Below are 26,993 nucleotides of genomic sequence, written 5' to 3'. Positions count from 1 at the left end.
TATAATTATTCATATATTTCAATAAAATGTTCTTGCGAGTCATTTTTAATTTTTTAGTAATGGAAATTTAGTTGTGAATATATTAATTGCCAATGATGATGGCGTTTTTGCTCCCGGTATCCAAGCTTTAGCACATGCATTGCGTCCTCTCGGTCGTGTGGTGATTGTTGCACCTGAAAGTGAACGCAGTGGTTTTTCAAGTGCTTTAACTTTAGATCGACCATTACGACCTGTCGAAATTGCACCGAATATGTGGGCGGTAAATGGTACACCTGCGGACTGTGTGTATTTATCAATGAATGGCTTGTTCGACTTCGAATTTGATCTGGTGGTGAGTGGAATCAATAGTGGCGCAAATCTGGGTGATGATGTGCTGTATTCAGGGACAGTGGGTGCGGCATTTGAAGGCCGTTTAATGAAACAACCTGCGCTAGCCGTCTCTTTGGCTGGGCCAAATGTGCGTAGTTATAATAACCCAGAAGATTATGCAGTCGCCGCGCAATGGGTGCATGATTTTATTGCCAATGGACTACCCGCGCTACCTGCACGACATATTTTTAATATTAATATTCCAGATGTTGTTGAACTTAAAGGCACCAAAGTGACCTATCAAGGAAGACGTTTACAGTCCAAACCGATTACCAGTCATGTAGACCCGCGTGGTCGTCAAGTCTATTGGATTGGATTGGCAGGCGAGGCAGTGGCAGAGCCTAAGAAAGGCTTAACCGATATCGAGTCAGATTTTTTTGCCGTGGCAAATGGTTATGTCAGTGTAACGCCTATACAAATGGATGCTACAAACTATGAGATTTTGAATAACTTACACGCAGAGTTATCTAAAATTTAAGTATTAGTGTTATAACTTTGTGAAAATGGTTATGCCGCAACTTTTTTAGAGTGGATTTTTGCTAATCTTAGCCCATTCATAATGACTATATTTGAATTATTAGTGAGGAAGATGATGTCCCTGGTGTCACAATATCGCGTTATTACCGCTCCTGCAGCATTATTTAAGACCCTTGTTTTATCTGCTGCTGTGGTTACAACTTTGGTCATGACTGGCTGTGCGTCAAAACCACAAATTAATAATGCGACCCGTTATGCGACTGCTCCGGATTATTATACAGTTCGTTCGGGAGATACTTTAAGTGGCATCGCAGCTCGCTATGGCTTGAGCTATGTCAGCATCGCAGAAATGAACGATATTGCCCAGCCTTATCGCATCTATGTTGGACAATCCATTCGCCTTAAAAATAGTGGCTCTCGTCGTACGACGTCTACACAAGCCATGACTCAAGCGGCACCAATTCAACGCCAAACGATTGCAATGCCAACGCAAACAGCGCCCGTGACTCAAGCTTCAACCACTCCATCGACAGTGACGCGAACTACAGTTCCAACGCCAGTGGTCAGTTCTTCAAGTTTACGTTGGGTGAGTCCAGTATCGCGTCCTACGGTATTACAAGGCTATAACTTAGCATCGAATGTGAAAGGAACACGTTACGCAGGTAATACAGGTGATCCTATTTTTGCAGCAGCTGATGGTCAAGTGGTCTATGCCGCCGATGGTCTTAAAGAGTACGGCAATTTAATTTTGGTGAAGCATATTAGTGGCTATATCACTGCATATGCACATAACAGTAAAATGAATGTCAAAAGTGGCGATACTGTGAAAGCAGGGCAGCAAATTGGTGAGATGGGTTCATCGGGTACCAACCGCACGATGCTTGAGTTCCAAGTGCGTTTAGATGGTAAACCAATCAATCCAACTGCAGTTTTACCAAATAATTAAATATATAATGCAAAAGCAAAATATCCCCGTATAATACAATGAGTTGCTTTTATCGAAAGATGAAGCTTCTCATAAGTTTATGAGGGAAATTTATGTTAGATCAACTTCGAGCAATGGGTGTCTTTGCTTGCGTTGTGGAAAAAAATTCGTTTAGTGGCGCTGCTCGTGAGTTAGGTATTACCACGAGTGCCGTGAGTCAGCAAATCCGCTCACTAGAGCAGGATATGGAAGTCATTCTTTTACATCGTTCTACGCGTAAGTTAAGTTTGACAGAAGCTGGACAAGCTTTTTTTCATAGTTGCCAAGAGATGCTATCTGCCGCAGAGCGCGGCAAAATTCGTATCAATGAACTTCGTGACGACTTAGTCGGTGAATTACGTATTGCATCGACACCAGAAATTTGTGCGAATCATGTGATTCCTGCATTGTCACATTGGATGTCGGCACATCGCGGTTTATCCGTTCATCTAGAAGCAGATAATCAATATATCGACTTAATTGATGGCCGCATTGATATTGCGCTACGAATGAGTTCAAAAATTGATGATCAACAGTTTCATGTGGTGCCATTGGCACATGTTGAACAAGTTCTCGTTGCAGCACCAAGCTATATCAACCAAACCAGTTTAATTACACGACCAGAAGATTTACAAAATCATGATATGGTTCAAATAAATTTGGTTAAAAACTTTCAGCATTTTGCATTTGAAAATGCAGTGACTAAAGAGCAGGTTGCATTGGATGTGCACTCCCGATTTACAACAAATAATGTATTTGCTGCAAAAGCAATGTGTCAACAAGGACATGGCATTGCAAGAATATTATATCTAGATACGCAAAAAGACTTATTAAACGGTTCTCTTGTTGAAGTTTTACCAGAATGGCGTTTACCATCATTTACTCTATATGCGGTGATGTCTAAACGTGATCAACAGCCTACTAAAATTCATCGTTGCCTAGATGCATTAAAATTGTATTTCAGTCAATTACCAGGCGGACGTGTATACCAAGAAGCCTCATAAAAACAAAAAAGGTTTAAAAAGATATAAAAAAAGCCGCAATCAGCGGCTTTTTTTACTTTCGGCACAAATTACGCTAGAAAGTTTTTCACCATTTTAACAATGCGTTCAATCAAGATATCCGCTTGTTTTTTATTGATGTTCAGCGTAGGTAATAAACGAATCACAGAGCCTGCTGTTACGTTAATAATCAAGTGATGCTCATCACGTGCAATATTCACAAGTTCGCCACATGCTTTTGGTAATTCAATGCCGACCATTAAACCAAAACCACGAACAGTTACGTTTTGCTCTGCAAGTTGCTCTGTGAATTGCTCAACAAGATACGCCCCCATATTTGCAGCATTTTCAACAAGGTTTTCCTTTTGAATGGTATCAATCACGGTATAAACCACACGTGAACCTAATGCAGTACCGCTATAAGTTGAACCGTGGTTACCCGCTGTTAAAACCCCAACACCACGACCTTGAGTCATGACTGCGCCGATAGGGAAGCCATTGCCTAGACCTTTTGCTGTAGTTAGCACGTCAGGAATAATATTGGTATGTTGATATGCAAAGTATTTACCAGTACGGCCGTTACCTGTTTGCACTTCATCAAGCATCATTAACCAGTTGTGTTGGTTACAGATACGACGAATATCTTCTAAATAGCTAAAACCTTGAGGAGCAGTGTTGACGCCACCTTCGCCTTGGATCGGCTCAACCAAAATCGCTACGATGTCTGGGTGGTGAATTGCAGCTTCTTCAATTGCTTCAATATCACCGAAAGGCACACGAATGAAACCTTCAACCAGTGGGCCAAAACCTTCCTGAACTTTTTTGTTACCTGTTGCAGATAATGTCGCCATGGTACGACCATGGAATGAATGATCAGCAACAATAATTTTAGGGCTTGCAACACCTTGCATATGACCAAATTTACGTGCAATTTTGATTGCACCTTCATTTGATTCTGCACCACTATTTGAGAAGAAAACTTCTTCCATACCCGCAACTTCAGCTAATTTTTGCGCAGCAGCCGTTTGCCAAGGCACTTCAAATAAGTTACTGGTATGAATGAGGGTCGCTGCCTGTTCAGCAATTGCAGCTGTAATTGCAGGATGTGAGTGACCTAAACCACAAACAGCTATCCCTGTCAGTGCGTCTAAGTATTCTGTGCCATCTGCGGTATACAGGTGAGCACCTTGACCTCGGACAAAGCTGATCGGTTGGCGGCCAAATACTGGCATCAAGTGCGATGGTTGATCAGTTTGTACTGGGGCAAGGGTAATGTTATTCATGACTAACTCTAATTTGTCAGGTGATTGAAATAATATAGAGGAGACGCCATATATATATGAGCATCAAGAGGTCTATATAAGCAAAATATGACTCACTTGAAAAGCTGAAATGTAAATAAAACGTGAAATATTGCTTTAGTCATATTGTTTTACTCAGTTTTGGGTATAATGCGAAGCAGATTTATTGAGGATATATCAATGACTGAACAAGCACGCGATACAGAAGCGTTAATTCGTGACCAAATTGCTAAACACGCAGTTCTACTTTACATGAAAGGCACCCCACAGTTTCCACAGTGTGGTTTCTCTGCGCGTGCAGTAGAAGCGCTCAGTCAAATTGGTCGTCCGTTTGCTTATGTAAATATTCTTGAAAATCAAGATATTCGCGCAACTCTTCCACAAATTGCAAACTGGCCGACTTTCCCACAATTATGGATCAATGGTGAGTTGATCGGTGGTAGTGACATTATGCTTGATATGTTCCAAAAAGGTGAATTACAACCTTTAGTTGAACAATATAGCCCAGCTCCGGAAGCTTAATTGGATATGTATTTGATGATTTTAATCATTGGATACAGATAAAAAATAGCGCCTTTAAGGCGCTTTTTTTATGACTTAATTATCTAAAAAGCCTAGGGTTATGCGTTTTTCCACCATTTCAAAGGCATTTAAAGTGCAATGAATGGTGGAAAAATCAACAAATGAATAATCTAATCGAAGATTTCTGACGGATCATCTTCAGTCAGACTTTCTTCAACAACTTTCTCATTTTCAGCAGTACTGTCTTGAGCTTCAGACTTCTTTGTCTTTTTATCTTTTGCCTTTTTAGACTTCTTCTTTTTTTTCTTTTTCTTTGGCTCTTCTTCCTCAAACTCAGCGCCATCTTCAATCGCTTGCCAGTACTCAAGTTGCTCCATGACAGCAGCATAGATTGAGCCTTTGCTATAACGACCTTTTTTATCAAGAGTACCTACTGGGCGCGCCATCAAAATTTCTAAAGCTTGGTCAATGGTATCAATGGCATGAATATGGAATTGACCTTGTTGCACAGCTTCAATCACATCTTTGCGTAACATCAAGTGCTGCATATTTTGGCGTGGAATAATCACACCTTGCTTGCCTGTTAGCCCTTGTAATTTACATGCATCATAGAAGCCTTCAATCTTGGCATTTACACCACCAATCGGTTGAACTTGACCCAATTGGTTCATTGAGCCAGTGATTGCCCATGATTGATCGATCGGTAATTGGCTAATAGCGGAAATAAGAGCTGAAAGCTCTGCAACAGTTGCGCTGTCGCCATCTACTTGGCCATAGCTTTGCTCAAAGGCAAGGGCAGCAGAGAAATGTAAAATTTGTTCACGACCAAAGTGTGCCTTTAAGAAACTCGACATCAGCAGGACGCCTTTGGCATGTAAAGAACCACCGAGTTCTACACTACGCTCGATATCTAAAATATCGCCGCCACCTTGATAAACCGAAGCCGTTAAACGTGACGGTAAACCAAATTCAACATCAGCATATTGAATCACAGAGAGGGCGTTAATCTGCCCGAATCGATGACCTTTGGTTTCGATTAACTGTGTACCGCGAGTGAGATCTTGCCAATATAATTCACGTAAGTAGCCTAGACGGTATTTACGATGATCAAGAGCGGTGTTGATATGTGTTTCTGTCACCATTTTATCGCCAGCAAGTGCTGCATGATGATGTGCTTCACGAATCAAATCACCTAAGGTGAGGGCATGTAATGACAAAGAGCTTTGATCTTCAGCTTGACGACTTGAATCAGTTAACAGTGCAGCAAGTGCTGTACGGTCAAACGGCAGAAGTTTGTCTGTTTGCACATAATCAGCAATTAGCTGCATATATGCCTGCTCATTAATGTCATTACGTTGTAATGTATCGGTAAAATCGGCACGAATTTTAAAGACACTGCCCAGTTCTGGTTCGAGTTCTAAAATATCGTAATAAATATCAGGTTCAGCAAGCAGGATCACTTTGATATTTAAATCAATAGCTTCAGGCTCAATCGAAATACTGCCTGTCAATGTAAGCATATGTTCAAGTGAAGACAGCTTTAAATGTCCTGATTTTAATGCACGTTTTAGACCTTGCCATGCATAAGGCTGTTCTAAAAGTTGTTCAGCTTCCAAGATGAGGAATCCACCATTGGCCTTATGTAATGCACCGGGACGGATTAAGGTAAAGTCTGTGGTGATGGTACCGTTTTGAGTTAGTTGTTCAACATGACCTAACAAATTGTAATGGGTAGGGAAATCTTCAAAAATGACGGGCGCACCAGCATTAGGTTTGTGTGTGGCAATGATGTTTGCTTGGTAGCGAGATGGCACGCGGTTAAATAGGCCAGGTGTAAAGTCATCTTCTTCTTGCTCAAGCACAAACTCAACATTTTGAATGATGTCATCTGCATATTGCTTCAGATAATCTTCCAAGCCTTCAACCATGCTAAATTTATTTTGAATTACATCAATACGCGGCATGACGACTTGTTTAGCAATTTCACGGTTTAAAACCTGAACTTTATCGCGTGCGTCATCTTCAAGATCACCAAGATGTAGACCAAGACGTTCAAGTTTTTTATCCATATAACGGACGTTTGACGCAATTTCAGCTCGTTGTTTACTGCTTAGTGCATTGATGTCTTCTTTGGACATTTCTTGGTATTTGTTATCGACCAAATGCACGGGAACGAAACAATGATCATCATCCTGAGAAATCAGTTTAAGATCGAGCTCTTCACCTTCTCGGGTTAATTCAACTAAAGCAAGATGTTGTTCATCACCAGCATGTTGGCGAATCATTTCAATGCGATTGTGATAGGTTTCTGCGGTGAAGCGACGTTCAAGCTGTTTTAATATAGTTTGCCAACTTTGATGTAATAACGTTTGGAATTTTGTCGCTTGACCAGAAGGAAGTTTCAGCGCAATCGGTTCACGCGGAAACTTGAAATTATTGACATACACCCAGTCTGAAGGCGTTGGCATATTTTTAGCGTGTTGTTGTAATAAGCGCTTAATCATGGTGCGCTTACCTAAGCCTGCGGTACCTACAGCAAAAATGTTATAGCCTGAATAGGGCAATGCAATGCCAGCTTCAACCGAAGCACGGGCACGATCTTGTCCTAAAAAGTCATTGAGTGGTTTGATCCGCTTGGTAGACGTCGGTATTTTTTTAAGCTCAGGCGTATGCGTCAGCTGAAGCGGCTGCAACTGGGTTTTAGTTAAAGTATTCTGTATTTCGGGTTGATCAAAAGCACTCTTTAGTGTCGTTACTGTTTCTGCTAAGTTTTTTGTGTTGGTTTCATTAATGGTGGTTGATAAAGAAGAGTGAATTTGTTCAAGTCGCTGGGTCACTGTTGAATCCAAAAAACTAAAGAATAGAGATATGTAATTAAGGTATACAGGTTTAATGCCAAAGATCAAGCAACAGCATGCGAAATATCGATAAAATAAAACAATGATTTCATAAATGTTGTTGAAACCGTTGTCATTAAGCGCTTGAATAGCAACATTCGATTTTGACAAAAATAACTGAGTCATGACAACACAAGCTTCAGGATGGAAATCTGCTTTTACTGCATTTTTAGACCGACGTGCGCTGATTATGCTTTTTCTTGGCTTTTCGGCCGGTATCCCAATTTTACTGATCTTTTCCAGTTTATCGCTTTGGTTAGGTGAAGCAGGAATTGATAAAAGTGCAGTGACTTTTTTTAGTTGGGCAGCGCTTGGCTATTCGTTTAAGTTTGTTTGGGCGCCATTAATTGATGAGTTACCTGTGCCATTTTTAACCAAACAACTCGGACGGCGCCGTGCATGGTTGTTGATCGCTCAAGTTCTCATTATCTGTGCAATTTGTATCATGGCATTTTCAGACCCAGCTTTAGGACAAAGCTATATTTACCAAATGGCTGCTGGAGCCGTATTACTAGGTTTTTCTGCCGCAACGCAAGACATTGTGATTGATGCTTATCGTATTGAGTTGGCTGAAACTGAAATGCAGACCGTTTTAGCTTCGACCTATAATGCAGGTTATCGTATCGGCATGATCGTGGCAGGTGCAGGGGCGTTATTTTTGGCTGCATATTTAGGCACGGCCAAAGGTAACTATATTTATGAAGCTTGGAAATATACTTACCTTGCAATGGCTGCTGTGATGGCTATCGGTATTATCACAACTTTATCGATACGTGAGCCGCAGGTTGACCGTGTACAAAAGCATTATAAACGGACCGACTATTATCGTTTAGTCGCTGTATTCTTTGCTGCCGTGGTTGCCTTTGTCTTGAGTTATATCTATTCAGGTGTAGCGGTTGAAAGTTTGAAAGAGCAGTGGCAAATTTCAGATTCATTTACCTTGTTCTGTTTAGAGGCTGTGCGCTTTATTGGTTCAGCTGTGGTTGCTTTTGGTATCGGTTCAGTTTTAGTGAAATCAGGTGCTGTAAATAAGCAGATGGCATTTGAAACTTGGGTTAATCCAGTTGCAGATTTCTTTAAGCGTTATGGTCTAAAACTGGCTTTAGTGCTGTTGTTACTTATTGGTTTTTACCGTATTTCCGATATTATCGCCGGCGTCATTTCTAATGTGTTTTATCAAGATTTAAACTTCACCAAAGAGCAGATTGCTGAAGCTGTAAAAGTCTATGGTGTGATTTTTAGCTTGGTTGGCGGCTTCCTTGGCGGTTTGCTAGCGCAGCGCATGAACATTATGAAATTGATGTTTGTTGGTGCGATTTTAGCAAGTTCAACAAACTTGATTTTTATCGGTCTGGTCAAATCAGGTCAGCCATTAAGCGATGTCATTGTAAATGTAGCAGGGCAGCAATATACAGCGACGCCGGATGATACGGGTGCTTGGGCAGTTCAAATTCCAAAAGCAGTCTTGGCTGCAGATCAAAATATTAAAGTCAGTGCGGATTATCAGTCTAAGAATCAACATCCAATACAGGTGAGTTTGCCGTATCTGAATAATGCTTTTGCAAACTCAGCAATGATGTTGTTGCCAGTGACTTCAGATAACACGATTTCAGCTCAAGAGACTGCAAATAGTATCGTGGTCCGTGGACAATACTTGGCAGGCGAGTTAAAAGAAAATCAAAAAATTCAAATTATTTTGGATGCTAAACCATTCGACGCGAAGCTTGATAAAACCGGTGTTTTTAGTGCTGCAATTCCAGGGCAAGCGCTCGAAACAGCAAAGCAAAAAACATTAACGGCTCAACTGCTAGAAAATGATGTAGTGAAAAAGAGTGTCGATTTAGCATATCAAGTGAATACAGCGGCCAATATGGCGGGTGTGCTTGGTGTTGATATTCAACCGATTAATTTGGCTAGTGCTGAACAAAATGTGGACATCAAAGGAAAGGTCATTAAGCCTTATAGTTCGCTGTGGCTATATTTCGCGATCATTGTCGATAACTTGGCGTCAGGTCTTGCAGGCGCGGCATTTATTGCATTTTTATCGAGCTTGACCAGTGTTTCTTTCACAGCGGTTCAATATGCCATCTTTAGTTCATTAATGACTTTAACCCCTAAAATTTTAGGCGGTTACTCAGGTACGATTGTGACCAATATCGGTTATCCAAACTTTTTCTTGATGACGACTTTAATTGGTATTCCGATTTTAATTTTAGTGGTTTGGGTCGCCAAACTATTGAGAGAACATGAACAAAAATCCAATTCATAATTCAATTGTCTTGTCCTGAAATAGATTGACAGTATTCCACTTCAAACCGAGTTAAGCAATTAGCTCGGTTTTAGTTTGCTCATACGTTTGATTCGGGGTGTTCATATTTAAACTTAAATGTGGTCTATAGCAATTATAAATCATAATAGATTCCGCAATTAAGTGATCTAACTCCTTCATGGTTTGACATCGTGTAATTAAAAACTCCTGCTTTAATATTCCATTAATCCGCTCTGCTAATGCATTCTGGTAACAGTCTCCTCCATCTGTCATAGAAGGACATACCCCATAATGGCGTAATGCCGATTGATATAGTTCAGAGCAATACTGAGAGCCTCTGTCTGAATGATGAATCATCCTTGTCGCTCGATCCGTCACATGCTGCATCGCCATATGTAGAGCCTGCACAACATTCTCCGCACGCATATCATTCGATAACTTATAACCTTTAATCTGACGGGTATAAGCATCTGTCACTAAGGATAAATAATGTACGCCTTCAGCACTCTCAACATAAGTAATATCACTAACAAAGACTTCGTTGGCTTGCACTGCTGAATAATCCTTTAATAAATTTGGATGCTTCTTCATCCAATGCTTGCTATCCGTAGTTTTTGTATAGCGACGCTTGGGGCGAATCAATAAATTATGCTCTTTCAATATTTTAAATAACTGATCCCGTCCACACTTTAAACCACGCTGCAACAATTTGCCTTTAATAAGCCAATACAGCTTACGTGTTCCGATACTTGGCATGAGACAACGATATTCCATAACCAACTCAAGTATTTGTTCAGTTGCTTGTGCAGTCATTTGAGCACGTTTTTCTGCTTGATAATAAGCTTGTCGGGTGATTCCCAACCACTGACAATAACGTGAAACGCTTAGTCTTCTTTGGCTTTGCCAATCTTTGAAACGTGCTCGGTATACTTTTTTCCAAGATCAGTCCCACATTCTTTATCAATGTGATAAATCACATTCTTTATCAATGTGATAAATCACATCCTGAATAAATTCAGTTTTAAGCTTTTCTGCGGCTAACTGCTTTTCTAATTGGCGGATTCGTTGTTGGGGGGGTAATTGGCGTTTAGAAGAAGTCGGCATATTCGAAGTCCAGTCCTGTTGTCCGTGCTTGCGTAACCATAACAGCACAGTTGATCTTCCTTGAATACCATATTTTACCTGAGCTTGTTTATAAGTAATTTGCCCTTTTTCTACTTCATGTACAACCATCATTTTAAAGGCGAAGCTATAATCACGTTGTGTGCGTTTAACTCGTTGTTCTTGTGCATGTTCCATAAAATAAGTCTCTTAAGGTGTAAACTTATTTCAGGACGGGACAAATTTAACTTAAAAAAAGCCTATTCAGTTTGAGTGGGCTTTTTTATTCTAAGCTGTTAAATAGCCTAAGCAGGTCTACGGTTTTGGACAAGGATATTTGAAATAAGTGGGTATATGCGTTCTAGACTTAAATTGAACTTTGCATGTTAAATCCCTATAGTATTCAAACATAATGATAGATTTAGGAAACTCGATTATGCGCATGCTGCATACCATGTTACGTGTAGGCAATTTAGAGCGTTCATTGGCGTTCTATACTGAAGTACTCGGTATGACTTTGCTTCGTAAGCGTGATTATGAAGAAGGTCGTTTTACTTTGGCATTTGTGGGCTATGGTGATGAAGAAAATCATACCGTACTCGAGTTAACGCATAACTGGGATACGGAGAGTTATGAATTGGGTAACGCTTATGGGCATATTGCTATTGCAGTAGATGATGCCTACAAGGCTTGTGAAGAAATTAAAGCACGTGGCGGAAACGTGGTACGTGAAGCAGGACCAATGAAAGGTGGTGTGACCGTCATTGCCTTTGTTGAAGATCCAGATGGCTATAAAATTGAGTTGATCCAACAAGACTCAAATGCACGAAATAATTAATCTGCAATTATTCATTTAAAGTCATATGTAATGCTGAATATTCTTATTTATAATTTTTTTTGCGTTGAGCTCACTATCAACGTTTAAAATAATGAATATATCGGAGAAAAGCTGGCTTTATTTACATGGCCCAGTAAGATGAAATTTACTCAATGGTAAATTTAGCTTATTGGGCATTTTTTTGTCGATGCGTTTAAAGGGAAATTTGTACAGGATGTTGTTATGCTGAAAATGTTGGCTTTGGATCGTTTTACCATTCTACTTTTTGTAATGGTCATACTTGCGACTTTTTTGCCTGTTAGTGGTCAAGCTGCAGAAATCTTTGGCTATATTACCACGGCTGCAATTGCCATTTTATTTTTCCTTCATGGTGCAAAGTTATCTCGTGAGGCTGTGGTTGAAGGCATAATGCACTGGAAGTTACATGCTTTAGTTTTTGCTTTTACCTTTGCATTATTTCCATTATTGGGTTTAATGGCGAAACCAATTCTCGTGCCGATGTTAGGGCAAGAGTTGTATTGGGGCTTTTTGTTTATGTGCTTTTTACCCTCGACAGTACAGTCTTCTATTGCATTTACTTCGGTAGCACAGGGTAATGTTGCTGGCGCAGTCTGTAGTGCATCATTTTCAAATATTATTGGGATGTTTATTACCCCAGTGATGGTGGCCTATTTTATTCTTGGTCAGTCACAACATAACTACGATCCGACAGCATCTATTATTCAAATTACGCTGTTATTACTGATTCCCTTCATTTTAGGGCAGCTCCTCCGTCCTTGGGTGTTTCCTTATATGAAGAAAATGCCAAAAATCGTGAAGGTATTTGATCAGGGCTCAATTTTGATGGTGGTTTATGGTGCATTCAGTAGTGCAGTGGTGGCAGGGCTATGGCATCAAGTGAGTGGTATGACCTTATTCCTATTGATTGTGGCGTGCTCAGTCCTGTTAACGATTATTATGTTATTGGCGTTATATGTGCCACGTTGGTTGGGCTTCAGCCGAGCTGATCAAAAGACGATTTTCTTTTGTGGCTCTAAAAAAACCTTGGCGAGTGGCGTGCCCATGGCACAAATTTTATTTATTGGGCAGCCGATGGGGATGATAGTTTTACCGATTATGATCTTTCACCAAATTCAGTTGATGGTCTGTGGTGTGATTGCCAACCTTTGGGCAAAACAAAGCCGTGGGCAAGGGTAAGGACGAGATGAATAGGTCCTTTTAAAATACCTTATATAGATGAAAAGAAAAAAATCATGAAAATTAAACAAGGCTTCTTCATTTTATTCTTAGGTCTGAACACAGTCGTTCATGCCCAAGAGGATTTATCCGTAAATAGTAACCGTGATGTCATTGAAAAAATGCCGCTCATCAGCCTGCAGCCCATGTTGGATTTTTGTCGTGATCGACAACCACAGATCAATACGGAATTAGATCAGGCTTATCAAGCTGCAAAAACTTAAATTAATTGCTGCAGTTCAGGCTATCCGTTTTAATGGTGTAGAGCCATTAAAGGCAAAAGATGTTGATCTGTCAGTCGATGCACAATTTAAACAGCAGCTTCAAAGTATTTTAGAGGGTATGAGCAGATCATTACAGTCAGTAAATGCTACGACGTTTTGTCCTGCATTTATTGAAAAATTAGACCATTTTGATCAAGCCCAATTTCAGCGTACAGTCGAATTACAATATCAGAAATATTTAGAGCAAGCTCAACCTAAAGAGTAGAGCGATTCAGCCTTGAATATCTATTTATTAACAATAAAAAATCAGCTATAATTTGCCCCAACTTGTTGTGCTTAGCTCTGACGGTATCCGTCTCGGTGGGCCAAAAGAATGGTCTGTTATGGTGTTGGTCTGCTTTTTTAAGCCTTCCTTGTAGTGATGCAAGAGTGATCAATTGCGATGACAGCTAAACCTTCTTAAATCTTAGGAGTAATCGACGATGCGCGCCGATATTCACCCAAAATATGAAACTTTAGTTGCTACATGTTCATGCGGTAACGTAATTGAAACTCGTTCAGCTCTTGGTAAAGAAACTATTTACCTAGACGTATGTTCTGCTTGCCACCCATTCTACACTGGTAAACAGAAAAGCGTTGACACTGGCGGTCGTATCGACAAATTCAAACAACGTTTTGCTGGTATGTCACGTTCTATCAAACGTTAATATCCAAAACGAAAAACGGGCTTTATGCCCGTTTTTTTGTGCCGATAAAAAAGATAAACCTTAAATCGGCAATGTTCAGAACCTTATTGGTCCTGAACATCGATGAGATGGTCGAGTTTCTTCTGGAAATAATCGCCTTGAATAAAGCGAGCTTCGACATTCCAAGCATTGGCAAATAGGGTCATGTCATTTAATTCACGTAGCATGATTTCAACAGTTTTGATTTCATGATAAGTGGTAATTTTTTCTTGCAGCTCTTGGCATGACTTGTCGTTTGCAAGCATTTGGGTCAAGCTTGAATCTAGTGTTAAGCAGTGAACATCCATTTGACGTAATAATGATTCACTAAACATCGAATGACCAAAATTACGTAAAGCCAGTTCGGCACCATTTTTACGAAGTTCAACAAATGCTTTTTGAGCGGCATCAATATTGAGCTGAATGTCTTCTTCTGCAAATTGTAAAATCAGTGGATTCTTCAATTTACTACGAATAATCGTAATGAGTTTTGAAATAAATTCAGGGAAGGTGCGGTCGTTATATAGCACTTCCTTGTTCAGGTTAACGATTAATTTAGCTTCAGGGAACTGAGTAATAAAGTTGTGTAGCTGTTTACACGATTCAACCAAGATCCAACGATCCAATTTAATGGATAGCTCTGAGTCTTCAGCCAATTCACGTAGTTGGGCGATATCTTTCCATTTATTTTCAAAAATAAAGCCGCTGGTTACTTCATAAGTATAAAGATGTGAATCTTCTTTATCATACAGTTGCTGATATTTAAGATGAATTTCACCGCGTTCTAAGCAGTTGCGAAGGGCCTTGATAACAGGAGCTTCATCACTAACGACAATCGGTGCAATTTGCGCTTCTGGTGTACCAAAATCCAAACTTGGTATGTCAATTTCTAATGGAATCGTTAAATCGATTTCAGGTGCTTGTTGGTTGGTTGGTAGCGCAGTATTAAAGGCTTTTGCAACAAAGGTCTCAAAATGTGCTTCATCACGAATATCGCTGTCTAAAACACTGTATCCCATGCGTAAATTTAATGGATAAGTTTCATTATTTACACTGAGTAATTGAGGTTTGCTCAGGGTATTAAGACCAATCAATTTAGACTCAAGTTTGAGCTGATTATCCGCTTGGAATAAGGCAACAATTGCACCATTGTCTAAACTAAATAATGGAGCATGAGTCTGATCTTTCAAGAAGTCTTTAATATTGGTGAAATAGCTCTTATAGGTATTCCAATCTTTTTGAAAAATCGCATCTGAGCAAGAAGCCAACGTAAATAGCACTAATGCATTTACATTGGCAGGTTGTTGGCCGATGGTTCGGTTGAGTTGTTGAAATGCTTTTGGTTTTTGTGGGCTGGCTTCAACAGGTGCGGTGCTTACAGCATTGCTGTTTTGACTGCCAATTTCAATTGCGAGCTGTAAAGCATCTTCTTCAGCCGCAGCAATAAATTCAAGTTTTAGTGGGTTTTGCCCAGCTACTGCGATATTTTGTGAATCAAGATCAAAACGTCCTAAGTCGAGCTGTCCTTGGCTGATTTTTTTAAAGCGTTGTTTAAAGTCATTGAGGTCAGAAGGTTGTAATAGATCGAGCAGGGGCAGCCCGATTACATCGTCTTCATTTTTTAGACCAAATAAAGTGAGATATTCAGCATTGGCTTGAATATGAATACCTTCTTGAATCACGGCAACCGCTTTACGACTATCTTCAACTAAAGACTGAGTTTGGATTTGAGCTGTTTCGAGCTCTTCCATTAAATGCTGTTGAGATTGTTGTAGGCGACTAAAGGATAAAGCACGGATTAAACCAAAATAGAAACTTTCAGGTTCAGCAATATCGACGATGTCATAAATCCCTTTTTTGACTAAACTTGCATATTGTTCAGCTTGATAGTCTTCAGGTTTAAGTAAAATAATTGGTAAATTCGGTTGGCTCGACAGTTGAACTAAACTTAAAGCTTGTTCATATTTTAAATCATAAGCACGTCCAAAAATGATCAAGTCCCAATTGAGATTCAGCTGTTTTTCGAAATTTTGTAAATCATCAAGTAATATGGCATGAACTTGATGTTCGCTGTCTGTCAATAAATCACGTATCTGGTTAAAACGTATTTGATTATCATCAATAATGAGTAATCGAGTTTCCGTACGTTTTAGTTTTTTGGATAGTAATGGATTTCTCACTTTAATGCTTCCCATAAGTCGTTATTTTTGATCTCATTGCTCTGTTTCGCAATATAGTCTTTAACGACATTTTCTTGCTCTTCATTCAATAATTCATATTCAAAGCGAATAAAGCTTTGCGTCACCAACTGCGCTTTGGTGAGGTAGACTTTGATGTCTTCTTTGCCTAAGCGAAGGTGGACCGTTTGTTTCTCTCGGAAGAGATTTGCCCCAGGTAAAATTAAGGTCGTAGACACCTGATCTAGTTGTGTGGTCTGAACCAATAAAGCAGGTTGATGATTTGTTGTATTGCGGTCGGTACGAATATGGGCTGAACATGGATACAAATCTTGAGCCAGTACTTCGAGACCCAATTCCAAACTTTTTTCAGTCGATTGTTTGATCCAACGAACAACACCGCCACGCCATTGGCTTTGAGCATTTTCTTGGATCAAAATAAATTCGCCGGTTTTTAAATTAGCAGGGGTAGGGCCAGTCCATTTAATGCGATAACCATTCACACTAATATCTAATACGTCAGCAGTATGAATCTGTTTTGCTTCACGATCTAGCGCTTTCGCATTAGTCATGCCTGTTGGCATATTTGAATCATGCGAATTGACAAAAGAGGCTTCATTGTGGAATTGATAATTGCCTTCCAAATCTAAAGTTTCGTGGAAGTTTTTACCTTTAGAGAGATAGAAATGCGCCACCATTAAGCTAAAGCAAATATTAATTTGCGCAGAATATTCATAACGTTCATGACGGCGTTCAGTGTTGTTGGTCAAAATATTATGAATATGGAAATATAGCGCTGGAGTTAAAAATAACTTTTCATTTTTAGATAAATAATTGGCATTTCTAGTTTGCGTTTCGGTCAAATGATCGAGCAAGTTTTGCGTTGAAATGTATACATTGGCTTGATAAGACCGATCTTGTTTTGAGTTATAAATCGGTGGGTGATCTTTTTTCGTGTCTACAACATAGCGTGAAAGCGTGGTTTCTTTCGGTAGGATTTGAACCAATTTTGCCCAGTCAAAGCTACATAAATACAAACCTTGGATTTCAGCAGGGCGAATCTGATGATTATTGAAAATATCTAATAAGATTAATTGTGCATAAGCTTGAGCAATATTTGCAATTTGATGTTGAGTACCCAGTAACTGATTGACATTACTTTGATAGAAATTGTGTTCAATGGCACATTCAATCAGTTGATGTGCCGCAATCCATTGACCTGCAGTCGGTGTGGCATACAACATATGTTGTTGATACAACAACAGTGTCAGTTGTTGCAACGCATAGTAGATTGATGCAATTCGAGCGGTTTGTAAGCTTTTTTTATGGCCGAATGAAAAAATCGAAAACTTTTGTTGATTAAGCTGCTGATTACATCGTTTGGCAATATCAATATAGATTTTGGCAAAGTGACTGCGTAAAAGCATCGCCAATTCAATGATTTGGTCATTACGATCCGTGGTAATGAGGCTTTGATTGGTAAAGTGTTTTTCTAAGCTTGTGAGCACACTTTCCATAGTCGGATGTAAAATTTGAACCAAATCAAAACGTAACATCTCTTGGCATTTCAGCTCGGAGATTTCAAGTAAGGCATTGAATAAAGCTTTAGATGAGGTACCCAATTGTAAAATTGAAATACCGTTTAACCACTCTTGCAGACCTTTAGCATTGGTCGGACAAAAGCTTAATTTATCCAGCTTTAATTCAGTCGGATTGTAAAACGTATCTGAAGTATGCGTGGTCATCTTTATTATTTAACTCAAAAAGTTGAAGCCCCAAAAAGCGGTGTCTTGTTTTTTTCGCCCGCTATTTCCCGTACAAGTTTAGGAACCAAATAACCAGGTAGGTTCTCTAAAACTTTTTTATAAATTAAATCAATATCCTGAGCTGGTGTATCAAAATGATGAGCACCTTTTACTTTATCCAGAACATGCAAATAATATGGCATTACACCTGCGTCGAATAAGCGGTAACTTAAATCGACCAACACTTCTGCAGAATCATTAACCCCTTTTAATAAGACTGCTTGGTTCAGCACGGTGATTCCTTGTTTGACAAGCTGTTGAAGCTGGCTGCACGTGAAGTCATCTAGCTCTGATGGATGATTTGAGTGTACCACTAGAATAATGCGTAGCCTACTGTTTTTTAAATTAGAAACCAGCTCTTCATCGACACGGTTGGGGATTACGATAGGAACTCGTGAATGAATTCTCAAAAATTTAATTTGTGGCAAAGTCGATAAACGTTCAATCCACACTTGAAGTTTACGATTTGATAGTGTGAGCGGGTCTCCACCACTTAAAATCACTTCATTAATATCGGGTTGTTGTTCAATATATTGTTTAATGTTTGCCCAATCGTCATTTTTAGGCAGGTTTTCTTGGTAGGGAAAATGCCGGCGGAAACAATAACGGCAATGGACCGCGCAGGCACCGGTTAAAGTCAGTAAAAAACGAGACTTGTACTTATGTAATACCCCTGGCTGTTGGTTAGCCTGCTCTTCACCTAAAGGGTCGGTGACAAAACCGGCGTGTTCTTCAAGTTCCAAATGATGCGGTAGGACTTGGAGTAAAAGCGGATCGAGCGGATTACCTTTTTGCATTTTTTCGACAAAAGCGCGCGGCACGCGTAGGCGAAACTCATCTGCTGCGAACTGAGCACCTGATAATAACTGATCATGCGAGAGTTCTAATACATCGAGTAATTCTTGAGGATTAGTAATCAAATCACTCAATTGAGTTTGCCAGTTTTGCTCTTGAAATAAATAGTTTATCATGCCGATTGTTTAAAAAATGCAGAAAGGTGAGTGGGGAATATTGCTGAAATTAATGCGTCGAACTTTGAAATGTAAGCTGAAATAATTCCGATAAAGCTTACAACGGATGAAGCCTACGAAACATTTATTAAGTTTCAGTAAACAGCAATTTTACCTGTTTGTGGGCATTGTATAAACAAAGTTCTTTAATGTCTGAGTGTAAGTTAAGCAGCTTGACCCCTTTAATGGGGATTTTTTCGTTGCGACATGGTGCATTGGTCATTTAGAATACGCAATATCACATTAATGTGCATGTGGCAGCCAATGTTACAGTCAGTACTTGCTAAATGACATGTTACAGCCCATAGCATCTATAGATTAAAGTTAGTAAGTTTGGAGTGAGCCAGTCATGGCCTATTATTCTACGAATGATTTCAAGTCAGGCCTTAAGGTCATGCTTGACGGTAACCCATGTTCAATCATGGAAAACGAATACGTAAAACCAGGTAAAGGCCAAGCTTTTAACCGCGTAAAATTACGTAACCTTAAAACTGGTAAAGTTTTAGAAAAAACTTTCAAATCTGGTGATTCACTAGAAGCTGCTGACATCCAAGAAGTTGAAATGAACTACTTGTATAACGACGGTGAAATGTGGAACTTCATGGATCCAGAATCTTTCGAACAAATCGCTGCTGATAAAGTTGCTATGGGCGACGCGGCTAAATGGTTGAAAGATGACTCAAATGAACTTTGCACAATCATGCTTTGGAACGGTGTTCCTTTAACTGTGAGCGCGCCAAACTTCGTTGTATTAAAAATCGTTGAAACTGATCCAGGTGTACGTGGTGATACTTCAGGCGGTGGCGGTAAACCGGCTAAGCTTGAAACTGGTGCAGTTGTACGTGTTCCATTATTCGTACAGCAAGAAGAAAGCGTTCGTGTAGACACTCGTACTGGTGACTATTTAGAACGTGCATAATGGTTTAAAAATAGACTATTATCGAAAGGGATGAAGTGATTCATCCCTTTTTTTATACCTATTGGTTTAAATTTTTATGCCAAAGTATTAGATGAAAAAACCTATAACAGGAGTAGAGTTTCAAGGGAAGAAACAGCAGTACCTCGAACAAGAAAAATCAAGCTGATTTATTTCAACATTTATGAGGGATTGAGATGGAAACCATTCAACCGAAGTCAGGAATGGCTTCAAAGATTATCTGGCTGTTTGTAGCCATTCTAGGTGCCGTTTCATTCGGCATACTAGCACTCAGTCGAGGCGAGCATGTCAATGCAGTTTGGCTGATCCTTGCAGCAATCTGTGTGTATAGCATTGCATATCGTTTTTATAGTTTATTTATTGCCAATAAAGTCTTTGAACTGAATGAGCGACGTTTAACGCCTGCCCATCGCTTAGCTGACGGCTTGGATTATGTACCGACCAATAAAAGCGTTCTATTTGGTCACCACTTTGCTGCGATTGCAGGTGCAGGCCCATTAGTCGGACCGATCCTTGCTGCGCAAATGGGTTATTTGCCGGGAACAATTTGGCTCTTGGTGGGTGTTGTTCTTGCCGGTGCGGTTCAAGACTTTTTAGTCTTGTTCATCTCAACGCGTCGTGATGGTCGTTCACTCGGTGAAATGGCAAAACAAGAACTAGGTTCTTTTGCCGGAATCATCGTGATGCTTGGTGCACTTGGCGTGATGATCATCATTCTTGCGGTACTTGCTTTGGTTGTTGTAAAAGCGTTGACCAACAGTCCGTGGGGTGTTTTCAGTATCGCGGCCACTGTACCGATTGCGATTTTCATGGGTATCTACATGCGATTTATCCGTCCGGGTAAAATTGCAGAAGTGTCAATCATTGGTTTTGTACTGATGATGGCAGGGATTATTTATGGTGGTGACATTGCACAGCATCCGTACTGGGGGCCATTCTTTACACTTTCAGGTACTGAACTGACTTGGTGGCTGATCGGTTATGGTTTCGTAGCATCTGTGTTACCCGTATGGTTACTGCTTGCACCACGTGATTACCTATCGACCTTCTTGAAAATTGGTGTTATTGCAGGTTTAGCAATCGGGATTATGTTTGCTTTACCTGAAATGAAAATGCCAGCGGTGACGCATTTTATTGATGGTACAGGTCCTGTATTTGCAGGCTCAATGTTCCCATTCTTGTTTATTACCATTGCCTGTGGTGCAATTTCAGGTTTCCATGCGCTCGTTTCTTCAGGAACGACACCGAAACTTGTGAATAATGAAAAAGATATTCGCATGATCGGTTATGGCGGCATGTTGATGGAATCTTTTGTTGCGATCATGGCTTTGGTCTGTGCAACGATTCTTGAGCCTGGTGTGTATTTTGCGATTAATGCGCCAGCAGCTGTGATTGGTACAACGGTTGAGTCCGCTGCAGAAGCAGTTCGTACATTAGGCTTCGTGGTAACACCTGAAGCATTGACCTTACTTGCACAAGAAGTGGGTGAAAACTCGATTCTGTCTCGTACAGGGGGGGCGCCAACATTTGCGATTGGTATGGCGCATATCATTACGGAAATTTTTAATAACCGTTCAATGATGGCGTTCTGGTATCACTTTGCGATTTTATTCGAAGCACTCTTTATTTTAACTGCTGTGGATGCAGGTACGCGTGCATGTCGTTTCATGGTGCAAGATACAGTGGGTATCGTGGTTCCTGCGGTTAAAAACTCACATAATTTCTTCGGAAATCTGTTAGGTACAGCGGTAGCTGTTGCAGGTTGGGGCTTCTTCGTTTACCAAGGTGTGGTTGATCCACTCGGCGGTATTAATAGCTTATGGCCGCTATTTGGTATTGGTAACCAAATTCTTGCTGCGATGGCTTTGATCTTGGGTACAGTGATTTTATTCAAGATGAAAAAACAAAAGTATGTTTGGGTGACGATTATCCCAACAGTATTCTTGTTTATTACTTCAATGACCGCTGGTTGGCAGAAGATTTTCCACGAAAATCCAAAGATTGGTTTCTTGGCTCAGGCAGATCGTTTTAATGCAGCCATTGCGAAAAATGAATTGTTGGCACCTGCGAAAACCATGGCTGAAATGCATACGGTTGCATTGTCGAATCAAATCAATGCCGGTCTTTGTGCATTCTTTATGATTGTGGCATTTGTGATGTTATTTGCAGCGATTGGTGTGGTGCGTCGTGCTTTGGCAAATCCAAATCCATCGGTGAATGAAGCAGAAGCGATTTACCGTGACCCAGCTGAAATTAATCCGTCGAATTCAGCACATTAATAGGGGAATATGAATGAACCTGAAGTTTGCAAAAAGTGGAAAAACGGTGATTTATAAAATCATTAAAATGACCATTATGTCGCAGAAGGATCTAATTCTGAACCCGAAAAATTGGTCACGTATTGCGACGTTGTGGCAACGTTTACAGCAAAGCTTCCGCCTGATGGTGGGTGTGCCAGATTACCAAAACTATTTGGAACATATGGCAAAACATCATCCTGATTTGGAAGCGATGGATGCAAAAACATTTTATCGTCACTGTGTAGATGCACGTTATCCATCAGCTGGTGGTGACATGAAGAAATGTCCTTGCTAATGCTTTGACTTGTGCTAAAAATCCAATAAAAAAAGCGTTCTTCGGGACGCTTTTTTTTTGCTGAATTGTGATCAGTCGAAGCGAAAACAACGCTTTTGTATACCCAATAAATATCAAGCGTATGTATTTAAAGTATTGAACTGGGTATTGCTTGGAGATAAACACTGTATTTTTAAATAAAACACTGTATTTTAGTCATTCATTTAACTTTTTTATTGGGGAATAAAAGGTGTTGTGGGGATCAGAGAAAAGCCAACAAAATATTACATCAACGCTTTTAAGTGAGCAGAGCCTTGCACCTTTTTACCCGAAAATAAATACTTTCCTCGAACAAATTAACCAAATTATTCTGGATAAAAATCAGCAAACCAAATTGGCTTTAGCTTGTCTATTGGCAGGCGGGCATGTGTTATTTGAAGACTTACCTGGTTTAGGAAAAACGACATTATCTAGCGCCTTGTCACATTTGGCGGGATTAAAGTTTCAACGGATTCAATTTACCAATGACATGCTGGCCAGCGATGTGATTGGGGTAAATATGTTTAATCAAAAAGAACATCATTTTGAGTTTAAATCTGGGCCGATTTTTACCCAAATTTTATTGGCAGATGAAATCAACCGTTGTAGTCCAAAGACCCCAAGTGCTTTATTGGAAGCGATGGAAGAGGGCTATGTGACGGTCGACGGTGTGCGATATGCTTTGCCTCAACCATTTTGGGTGATTGCGACACAAAACCCTTTATTTCAAAGTGGTACTTATGCCTTACCTGAGTCCCAGTTGGACCGGTTTTTAATGCGTTTGTCTTTAGGTTATCCATCGCGTCAGGCAGAGAAATTATTGCTCCAACAAACTTCACGCCATGATCTGATTGCGGCATTAGCACATATCTTTAATGAAGCAGAAATTTTACAACTACAAGGGTTTGTCGAGCAGATACATCTGAGTGATCGTTTAATGGATTACATTTTGGATCTTGCTGCTGAGACACGTAAGGGGAGACATGGTCTTTCTACTCGTGGTGTTTTAGCCTTAAAGAAAGCTGCGCAAGCCTATGCGCTGATTGAGCAGCGAAATTATGTGAATCCTGACGATGTACAAGCCGTTTTTACAGCTGTGGTATCTCATCGAATTGGGTTGTCAGATCTTGAAGCCTTTAAGCTTTTAGAACAAGTTTCGATCCAATAAAGGAGTTGAACCTTGGCTTCAATGTGGCAGCAATGGATTGAACGTCGATTTAAAATCGATCAGCACAAGCAGCTGACTCAAAAAGATGTATTGATCTTTATCTATCAGCAAGGCTACTTGTATTTGGTGTTAATTTTCATCACCTTTATTGCAGGTGTGAATTATGCCAATAACTTGATTTTAGGATTTTGCTTTTTAATTAGCGCCGTATTGTGTATTAGTTTCTATATTACTTTTAAACAGCTTCATGCGTTGCAGATTCAAATAAATGTTGTTGATATCCCGCAAGCTGGGGAATTACTTTTGGTCGATATTTACTTTAAACAAGAGGTTGAACAGGCGCGATATTTGTGGATTAAAACTGAAAATCAGCTACATAAATTATTGTTCAATACGCAACAGCACGGCTTTCAATTAAATTTTACAACCAGTCAACGCGGTGTTTTTCAGATTCCACCTATACAAATTTATAGTGTTTATCCCTTTGGTTTGGTTCGGGCCTGGACGTATTTGTATGCACAACACCCCGCGTGGGTTGCGCCACAAGCCAGTTTGCATTCCGTGGAAAATAAGCAACAACAGCAAAATTTTGAACCTGATCTTGATGAATTTCGCGAATTACGGAGTTTTCAGACGGGGGATTCACTTCATGCGGTGTCATGGAAACAAGCAGCACGAGGACAAGGCTTGTATGTCAAAGTTTTTGAGCAATATGAAGATCTAAAGAAATTGGAGATTCATTATCACCATATGCCAGCTCAAAGTCATGAAGAAAAACTTAGCCTCATGATGGGTTTGGTCGAGCAGGCTGAAAAAAATCACGATCAATATGCACTGTATTTACCTAATGCTGAGTTAGCATCAGGTACTGGAAAACTGCATTATTCCGAAGCAAAACGGTTATTGGCGCAGGCTTAAGAGATGATTGAAAATACCATACGCCGCTCAATATTACTCACTTTAGCATTGGTGCTCATTGCACAAATGCTTTATATCCCTGTGGCGACATCATTGGTATTTTTAGTTATTTGGCTTATTTTATTACTCAATACCCGCGCCAGTAAAAAACCATTTTCTAAAATTTTAACCTATGTGCTGACATTGACAGCATTATTTAGCATTTATATAAGCCATAAAACCTTTATTGGTGTTGATGCAGGGGTTGCAGTACTCAGTATATTTTTATTTGCTAAATCTTTAGAAACAAAAACACGTCGTGATGTAATTATTTTATTTAACTTTGCGATGTTTGTGATTGCCAGTAGTTTTTTGTTTAGCCAGTCTTTTGCCATGGCACTGGTTATTTTATTGGCTCTGTTGAGCTGTTTTATTGGGTTGTATCGCTTACAGACCGTTGGTTTTAGCCAAAACTCAAGCGGTGAAATACAGGCGATTAAACAAGATATTGGGCATGTGGGTAAATTTATTGCCTTAGCTGTTCCATTCTTTATCTTGCTGTTTCTCTTTTTTCCACGCCTGCCGCCGCTATGGCATATTCCTATTCCTGAAAATAAAGCCACAACGGGAATCAGTGACAACATGTCTCCGGGCGATATTGCTGAGTTATCACAGTCGAGTAGTTTGGCTTTTCGTATAATTGGTGATATTCAAGCCTTGCCAACACGTACAGAGCTGTATTGGCGGGCGATGGCATTAGATGAATATGATGGTTCTAAATGGACTAGTCATTTTTTTAACCAGAACGTTATACAGCTGAATCCAGCTGATTTAAAACCCAAGCGGACATTGAATTATCAATATTTGGCTGCCGACCCAAGTGTGATGTGGATTATGTCGTTGGAGCAATCCGTTCCCAATGAAGCACGTTTTGCATTAGGTCAAGATGGTCGAATTACACCCTACCGATTAACAGCACGTACAGAGCCGATTCAACTGAAATGGTTAGGAAGTGCAGAACCTCCTCAAATAAAAAATGTAGCTTTACTTGAAAAATTAAACACTCGCTATGTTGAAAACTTGGATGTTCAATCACAACAATTGGCCCAAACTTTATGGCAGCGAAGTCGTCAAAATCCTGAGCGTTATATTGCCGAAGTTTTGCAATGGTATAAACAAAATCGCTTTGCATATACCTTAAGCCCAGGTGTATTGGGGCAAAATCGGATAGATGATTTTTTATTTGGATCAAGAAAGGGGTTTTGCGAACATTTTGCATCGAGTTTTGCAATGTTGATGCGCTATGTGGGTGTTCCATCGCGTATTGTTGTGGGATATCAAGGTGGTCAATTAGCACCAGATGGAAAAAGTTGGGAGGTTCGTCAGCTCGATGCACATGCGTGGACAGAGGTTTATGTCAATCAACATTGGCGTCGAATTGATCCTACAGCCATGATCGCACCTCAGCGTATCGATGGTGGGATGCAGGATTATATGGAACAAGATCGGACAATTTTTGGGAGACAGCAGTCGACTTGGGCCTATCAACAATTTTCGATGTTGAAAAAAGTCCGTGTATGGAGTGATTATGCGAGTTACCAATGGCAGAGTAAAGTAGTGGGTTACAATGCAGAATCACAGCAACAATGGTTTAAAAAGCTCGGTACAAATTCTGCTTATGCAGGTGTTTTAATTCTTATTTTGAGTATTGGTGGCATTGTAGCATTATATTTTATATGGATTTTGTGGAAAAAAAGAAAAAGCCTAAGCTCTCTTGAAAGAGAAATTGCCAAGTTTGCTAAGAATTTACCCTTGAGCCAGCAAAAAGTGGCTTCTGAAAGTTTTCGGCATTGGTTACAACGTTTGGCTGAAAATGTACCTGAACAGGAAAGGGCGGCATTTGAACAAGTTATTACGTTATTTGAGCAGGAAATTTATGTAGGTACCGCGCTAAGTTCTCATGATATTCAATATTTTAAGGCTTTGCTTAAAACTTGTACGCAAAGTTTAAAAAAGTCAGAAAAGGGCTTGTCATAAAAAATAAAAATGAATATGATTCTACGCATTCTAGGTTTATAGCTCAGTTGGTTAGAGCGCTACGTTGACATCGTAGAGGTCACCAGTTCGAATCTGGTTAAACCTACCAAATTCAAAAAGCAGAATCAAAATGATTCTGCTTTTTTTTATCTGAAATTATTAGGGTCTGTTGACATTTACTGTTCATAATTAACCCTATAAAGGTAGCCATAAAAATATACAGGCTAAAGCAACAGAACTTTGATAATTCCTTTTGAGCTTGTCATATCGAGTAGCTATTCCTCTAAATTGCTTTAATCTACAAAACATATTTTCAACTAAATGCCTGATTTTATATAAATACCAGTCCATATGGTCATTGTTCGATTGGCTATTCGTTTTCCTTGGTATATTCGCTACTTCTTTGGCTCATATTTCTGCGTTTA

General features: G+C 39.8%; 21 protein-coding genes, 1 tRNA gene and 2 pseudogenes. 17 read left to right on the top strand and 7 right to left on the bottom strand.

The features are described 5' to 3' along the window. Window positions 1–73 precede the first annotated feature (73 nt). The 3 genes from surE to FTU36_RS02855 all read left to right on the top strand — a co-directional run bounded on the left by surE (window position 74) and on the right by FTU36_RS02855 (window position 2,814). Window positions 74–847: a 5'/3'-nucleotidase SurE gene (gene surE / locus FTU36_RS02865; RefSeq protein ID WP_180055106.1), complete on the top strand. Its 774-nt coding sequence runs from the start codon at window positions 74–76 to the stop codon at window positions 845–847. 114 nt (window positions 848–961) lie between these two features. Next, window positions 962–1,792 carry a peptidoglycan DD-metalloendopeptidase family protein gene (locus tag FTU36_RS02860; RefSeq protein ID WP_180116794.1) on the top strand — a complete coding sequence of 277 codons (831 nt, stop codon included), beginning with the start codon at window positions 962–964 and terminating at the stop codon, window positions 1,790–1,792. A 92-nt stretch (window positions 1,793–1,884) separates the two neighbouring features. Beyond that, window positions 1,885–2,814, top strand: a complete 930-nt coding sequence (locus FTU36_RS02855; RefSeq protein WP_180004878.1) for a LysR family transcriptional regulator — start codon at window positions 1,885–1,887, stop codon at window positions 2,812–2,814. A gap of 68 nt (window positions 2,815–2,882) precedes the next feature. On the opposite strand, the gene FTU36_RS02850 is transcribed toward FTU36_RS02855, so the two are convergent. After that, entirely contained in the window at window positions 2,883–4,094 is a 1,212-nt protein-coding gene (locus FTU36_RS02850; RefSeq protein ID WP_180022917.1) for an aspartate aminotransferase family protein, read from the bottom strand. A gap of 198 nt (window positions 4,095–4,292) precedes the next feature. Between FTU36_RS02850 and grxD the strand changes: the two genes are divergently transcribed. Next, window positions 4,293–4,634 carry a Grx4 family monothiol glutaredoxin gene (gene grxD, locus FTU36_RS02845; protein ID WP_067762767.1) on the top strand — a complete coding sequence of 114 codons (342 nt, stop codon included), beginning with the start codon at window positions 4,293–4,295 and terminating at the stop codon, window positions 4,632–4,634. A gap of 170 nt (window positions 4,635–4,804) precedes the next feature. Here grxD and FTU36_RS02840 read toward each other — a convergent pair whose 3' ends face one another. After that, window positions 4,805–7,471 carry an ATP-binding protein gene (locus FTU36_RS02840; RefSeq protein ID WP_180116770.1) on the bottom strand — a complete coding sequence of 889 codons (2,667 nt, stop codon included), beginning with the start codon at window positions 7,469–7,471 and terminating at the stop codon, window positions 4,805–4,807. 184 nt (window positions 7,472–7,655) lie between these two features. Between FTU36_RS02840 and FTU36_RS02835 the strand changes: the two genes are divergently transcribed. Beyond that, window positions 7,656–9,800 (top strand): MFS transporter, encoded by a 2,145-nt coding sequence (locus tag FTU36_RS02835; protein ID WP_180116769.1) that lies wholly within the window; start codon window positions 7,656–7,658, stop codon window positions 9,798–9,800. A 51-nt stretch (window positions 9,801–9,851) separates the two neighbouring features. Here FTU36_RS02835 and FTU36_RS02830 read toward each other — a convergent pair. Beyond that, window positions 9,852–11,099, bottom strand: a pseudogene (locus tag FTU36_RS02830) (IS3 family transposase). 238 nt (window positions 11,100–11,337) lie between these two features. Here FTU36_RS02830 and gloA point away from each other — a divergent pair. The 5 genes from gloA to rpmE all read left to right on the top strand — a co-directional run bounded on the left by gloA (window position 11,338) and on the right by rpmE (window position 13,906). Continuing rightward, complete coding sequence (gene gloA / locus FTU36_RS02825) at window positions 11,338–11,739, top strand: lactoylglutathione lyase (RefSeq protein ID WP_078191833.1); 402 nt, start codon at window positions 11,338–11,340, stop codon at window positions 11,737–11,739. Window positions 11,740–11,961: 222 nt separating this feature from the next. Further along, window positions 11,962–12,936: a bile acid:sodium symporter family protein gene (locus FTU36_RS02820; protein ID WP_180116768.1), complete on the top strand. Its 975-nt coding sequence runs from the start codon at window positions 11,962–11,964 to the stop codon at window positions 12,934–12,936. Window positions 12,937–12,992: 56 nt separating this feature from the next. Further along, window positions 12,993–13,199: a hypothetical protein gene (locus tag FTU36_RS02815; RefSeq protein WP_180116767.1), complete on the top strand. Its 207-nt coding sequence runs from the start codon at window positions 12,993–12,995 to the stop codon at window positions 13,197–13,199. Between the two features lie 118 nt (window positions 13,200–13,317). Further along, complete coding sequence (locus FTU36_RS02810; protein WP_180116766.1) at window positions 13,318–13,464, top strand: hypothetical protein; 147 nt, start codon at window positions 13,318–13,320, stop codon at window positions 13,462–13,464. A 217-nt stretch (window positions 13,465–13,681) separates the two neighbouring features. After that, the gene (gene rpmE, locus FTU36_RS02805; RefSeq protein ID WP_078190165.1) at window positions 13,682–13,906 is read left to right on the top strand and encodes a 50S ribosomal protein L31; all 225 of its coding nucleotides are present in this window, start codon (window positions 13,682–13,684) and stop codon (window positions 13,904–13,906) included. Between the two features lie 83 nt (window positions 13,907–13,989). On the opposite strand, the gene FTU36_RS02800 is transcribed toward rpmE, so the two are convergent. The 3 genes from FTU36_RS02800 to epmB are packed head-to-tail and all read right to left on the bottom strand — an operon-like array spanning window position 13,990 to window position 18,877. Next, the gene (locus tag FTU36_RS02800; protein WP_180116765.1) at window positions 13,990–16,119 is read right to left on the bottom strand and encodes an EAL domain-containing protein; all 2,130 of its coding nucleotides are present in this window, start codon (window positions 16,117–16,119) and stop codon (window positions 13,990–13,992) included. Continuing rightward, window positions 16,101–17,846: a GTPase gene (locus FTU36_RS02795; RefSeq protein ID WP_180116764.1), complete on the bottom strand. Its 1,746-nt coding sequence runs from the start codon at window positions 17,844–17,846 to the stop codon at window positions 16,101–16,103. The genes FTU36_RS02800 and FTU36_RS02795 overlap by 19 nt, the downstream gene beginning before the upstream one ends. 14 nt (window positions 17,847–17,860) lie before the next feature. After that, the gene (gene epmB / locus FTU36_RS02790; protein ID WP_180010399.1) at window positions 17,861–18,877 is read right to left on the bottom strand and encodes an EF-P beta-lysylation protein EpmB; all 1,017 of its coding nucleotides are present in this window, start codon (window positions 18,875–18,877) and stop codon (window positions 17,861–17,863) included. A 388-nt stretch (window positions 18,878–19,265) separates the two neighbouring features. Here epmB and efp point away from each other — a divergent pair, with 388 nt between their 5' ends. From efp to FTU36_RS02755, 7 genes are all read left to right on the top strand, one after another. Continuing rightward, on the top strand, window positions 19,266–19,835 hold the full coding sequence (efp, locus tag FTU36_RS02785) for an elongation factor P (protein WP_067762759.1): 570 nt from the start codon (window positions 19,266–19,268) through the stop codon (window positions 19,833–19,835). 194 nt (window positions 19,836–20,029) lie between these two features. After that, complete coding sequence (locus FTU36_RS02780; protein WP_078190161.1) at window positions 20,030–22,132, top strand: carbon starvation CstA family protein; 2,103 nt, start codon at window positions 20,030–20,032, stop codon at window positions 22,130–22,132. Window positions 22,133–22,145: 13 nt separating this feature from the next. Continuing rightward, window positions 22,146–22,448, top strand: a complete 303-nt coding sequence (locus tag FTU36_RS02775; protein ID WP_078190160.1) for a YbdD/YjiX family protein — start codon at window positions 22,146–22,148, stop codon at window positions 22,446–22,448. 262 nt (window positions 22,449–22,710) lie between these two features. Next, complete coding sequence (locus FTU36_RS02770; protein ID WP_373686344.1) at window positions 22,711–23,634, top strand: AAA family ATPase; 924 nt, start codon at window positions 22,711–22,713, stop codon at window positions 23,632–23,634. Between the two features lie 12 nt (window positions 23,635–23,646). Then, entirely contained in the window at window positions 23,647–24,552 is a 906-nt protein-coding gene (locus tag FTU36_RS02765) for a DUF58 domain-containing protein (protein ID WP_180021985.1), read from the top strand. 3 nt (window positions 24,553–24,555) lie between these two features. Then, window positions 24,556–26,568: a DUF3488 and transglutaminase-like domain-containing protein gene (locus FTU36_RS02760; protein ID WP_180116762.1), complete on the top strand. Its 2,013-nt coding sequence runs from the start codon at window positions 24,556–24,558 to the stop codon at window positions 26,566–26,568. Window positions 26,569–26,600: 32 nt separating this feature from the next. Then, a tRNA-Val gene (locus FTU36_RS02755) sits at window positions 26,601–26,677 on the top strand. Window positions 26,678–26,763: 86 nt separating this feature from the next. Here FTU36_RS02755 and FTU36_RS02750 read toward each other — a convergent pair. Further along, a pseudogene (locus FTU36_RS02750) lies at window positions 26,764–26,964 on the bottom strand (IS5/IS1182 family transposase); the annotation flags it as partial. Window positions 26,965–26,993: the final 29 nt, after the last annotated feature.

This window comes from Acinetobacter sp. YH12096, assembly GCF_013419215.1.
Classification (GTDB): domain Bacteria; phylum Pseudomonadota; class Gammaproteobacteria; order Pseudomonadales; family Moraxellaceae; genus Acinetobacter; species Acinetobacter amyesii.
Note: the sequence above shows the minus strand (reverse complement) of the source record. Positions and strands in the feature narration are given on the sequence as shown.

Excerpts from the sequence above, each read along its gene's own strand:
- grxD (WP_067762767.1), top strand. The coding sequence starts at position 4,293 with ATGACTGAACAAGCACGCGATACAGAAGCGTTAATTCGTGACCAAATT.
- gloA (WP_078191833.1), top strand. The coding sequence starts at position 11,338 with ATGCGCATGCTGCATACCATGTTACGTGTAGGCAATTTAGAGCGTTCA.
- FTU36_RS02800 (WP_180116765.1), bottom strand. The coding sequence starts at position 16,119 with ATGGGAAGCATTAAAGTGAGAAATCCATTACTATCCAAAAAACTAAAA.
- FTU36_RS02835 (WP_180116769.1), top strand. The coding sequence starts at position 7,656 with ATGACAACACAAGCTTCAGGATGGAAATCTGCTTTTACTGCATTTTTA.
- FTU36_RS02760 (WP_180116762.1), top strand. The coding sequence starts at position 24,556 with ATGATTGAAAATACCATACGCCGCTCAATATTACTCACTTTAGCATTG.
- FTU36_RS02815 (WP_180116767.1), top strand. The coding sequence starts at position 12,993 with ATGAAAATTAAACAAGGCTTCTTCATTTTATTCTTAGGTCTGAACACA.
- FTU36_RS02860 (WP_180116794.1), top strand. The coding sequence starts at position 962 with ATGTCCCTGGTGTCACAATATCGCGTTATTACCGCTCCTGCAGCATTA.
- epmB (WP_180010399.1), bottom strand. The coding sequence starts at position 18,877 with ATGATAAACTATTTATTTCAAGAGCAAAACTGGCAAACTCAATTGAGT.
- rpmE (WP_078190165.1), top strand. The coding sequence starts at position 13,682 with ATGCGCGCCGATATTCACCCAAAATATGAAACTTTAGTTGCTACATGT.
- FTU36_RS02780 (WP_078190161.1), top strand. The coding sequence starts at position 20,030 with ATGGAAACCATTCAACCGAAGTCAGGAATGGCTTCAAAGATTATCTGG.
- efp (WP_067762759.1), top strand. The coding sequence starts at position 19,266 with ATGGCCTATTATTCTACGAATGATTTCAAGTCAGGCCTTAAGGTCATG.
- FTU36_RS02795 (WP_180116764.1), bottom strand. The coding sequence starts at position 17,846 with ATGACCACGCATACTTCAGATACGTTTTACAATCCGACTGAATTAAAG.
- FTU36_RS02810 (WP_180116766.1), top strand. The coding sequence starts at position 13,318 with ATGAGCAGATCATTACAGTCAGTAAATGCTACGACGTTTTGTCCTGCA.
- FTU36_RS02855 (WP_180004878.1), top strand. The coding sequence starts at position 1,885 with ATGTTAGATCAACTTCGAGCAATGGGTGTCTTTGCTTGCGTTGTGGAA.
- FTU36_RS02850 (WP_180022917.1), bottom strand. The coding sequence starts at position 4,094 with ATGAATAACATTACCCTTGCCCCAGTACAAACTGATCAACCATCGCAC.
- FTU36_RS02775 (WP_078190160.1), top strand. The coding sequence starts at position 22,146 with ATGAACCTGAAGTTTGCAAAAAGTGGAAAAACGGTGATTTATAAAATC.
- FTU36_RS02820 (WP_180116768.1), top strand. The coding sequence starts at position 11,962 with ATGCTGAAAATGTTGGCTTTGGATCGTTTTACCATTCTACTTTTTGTA.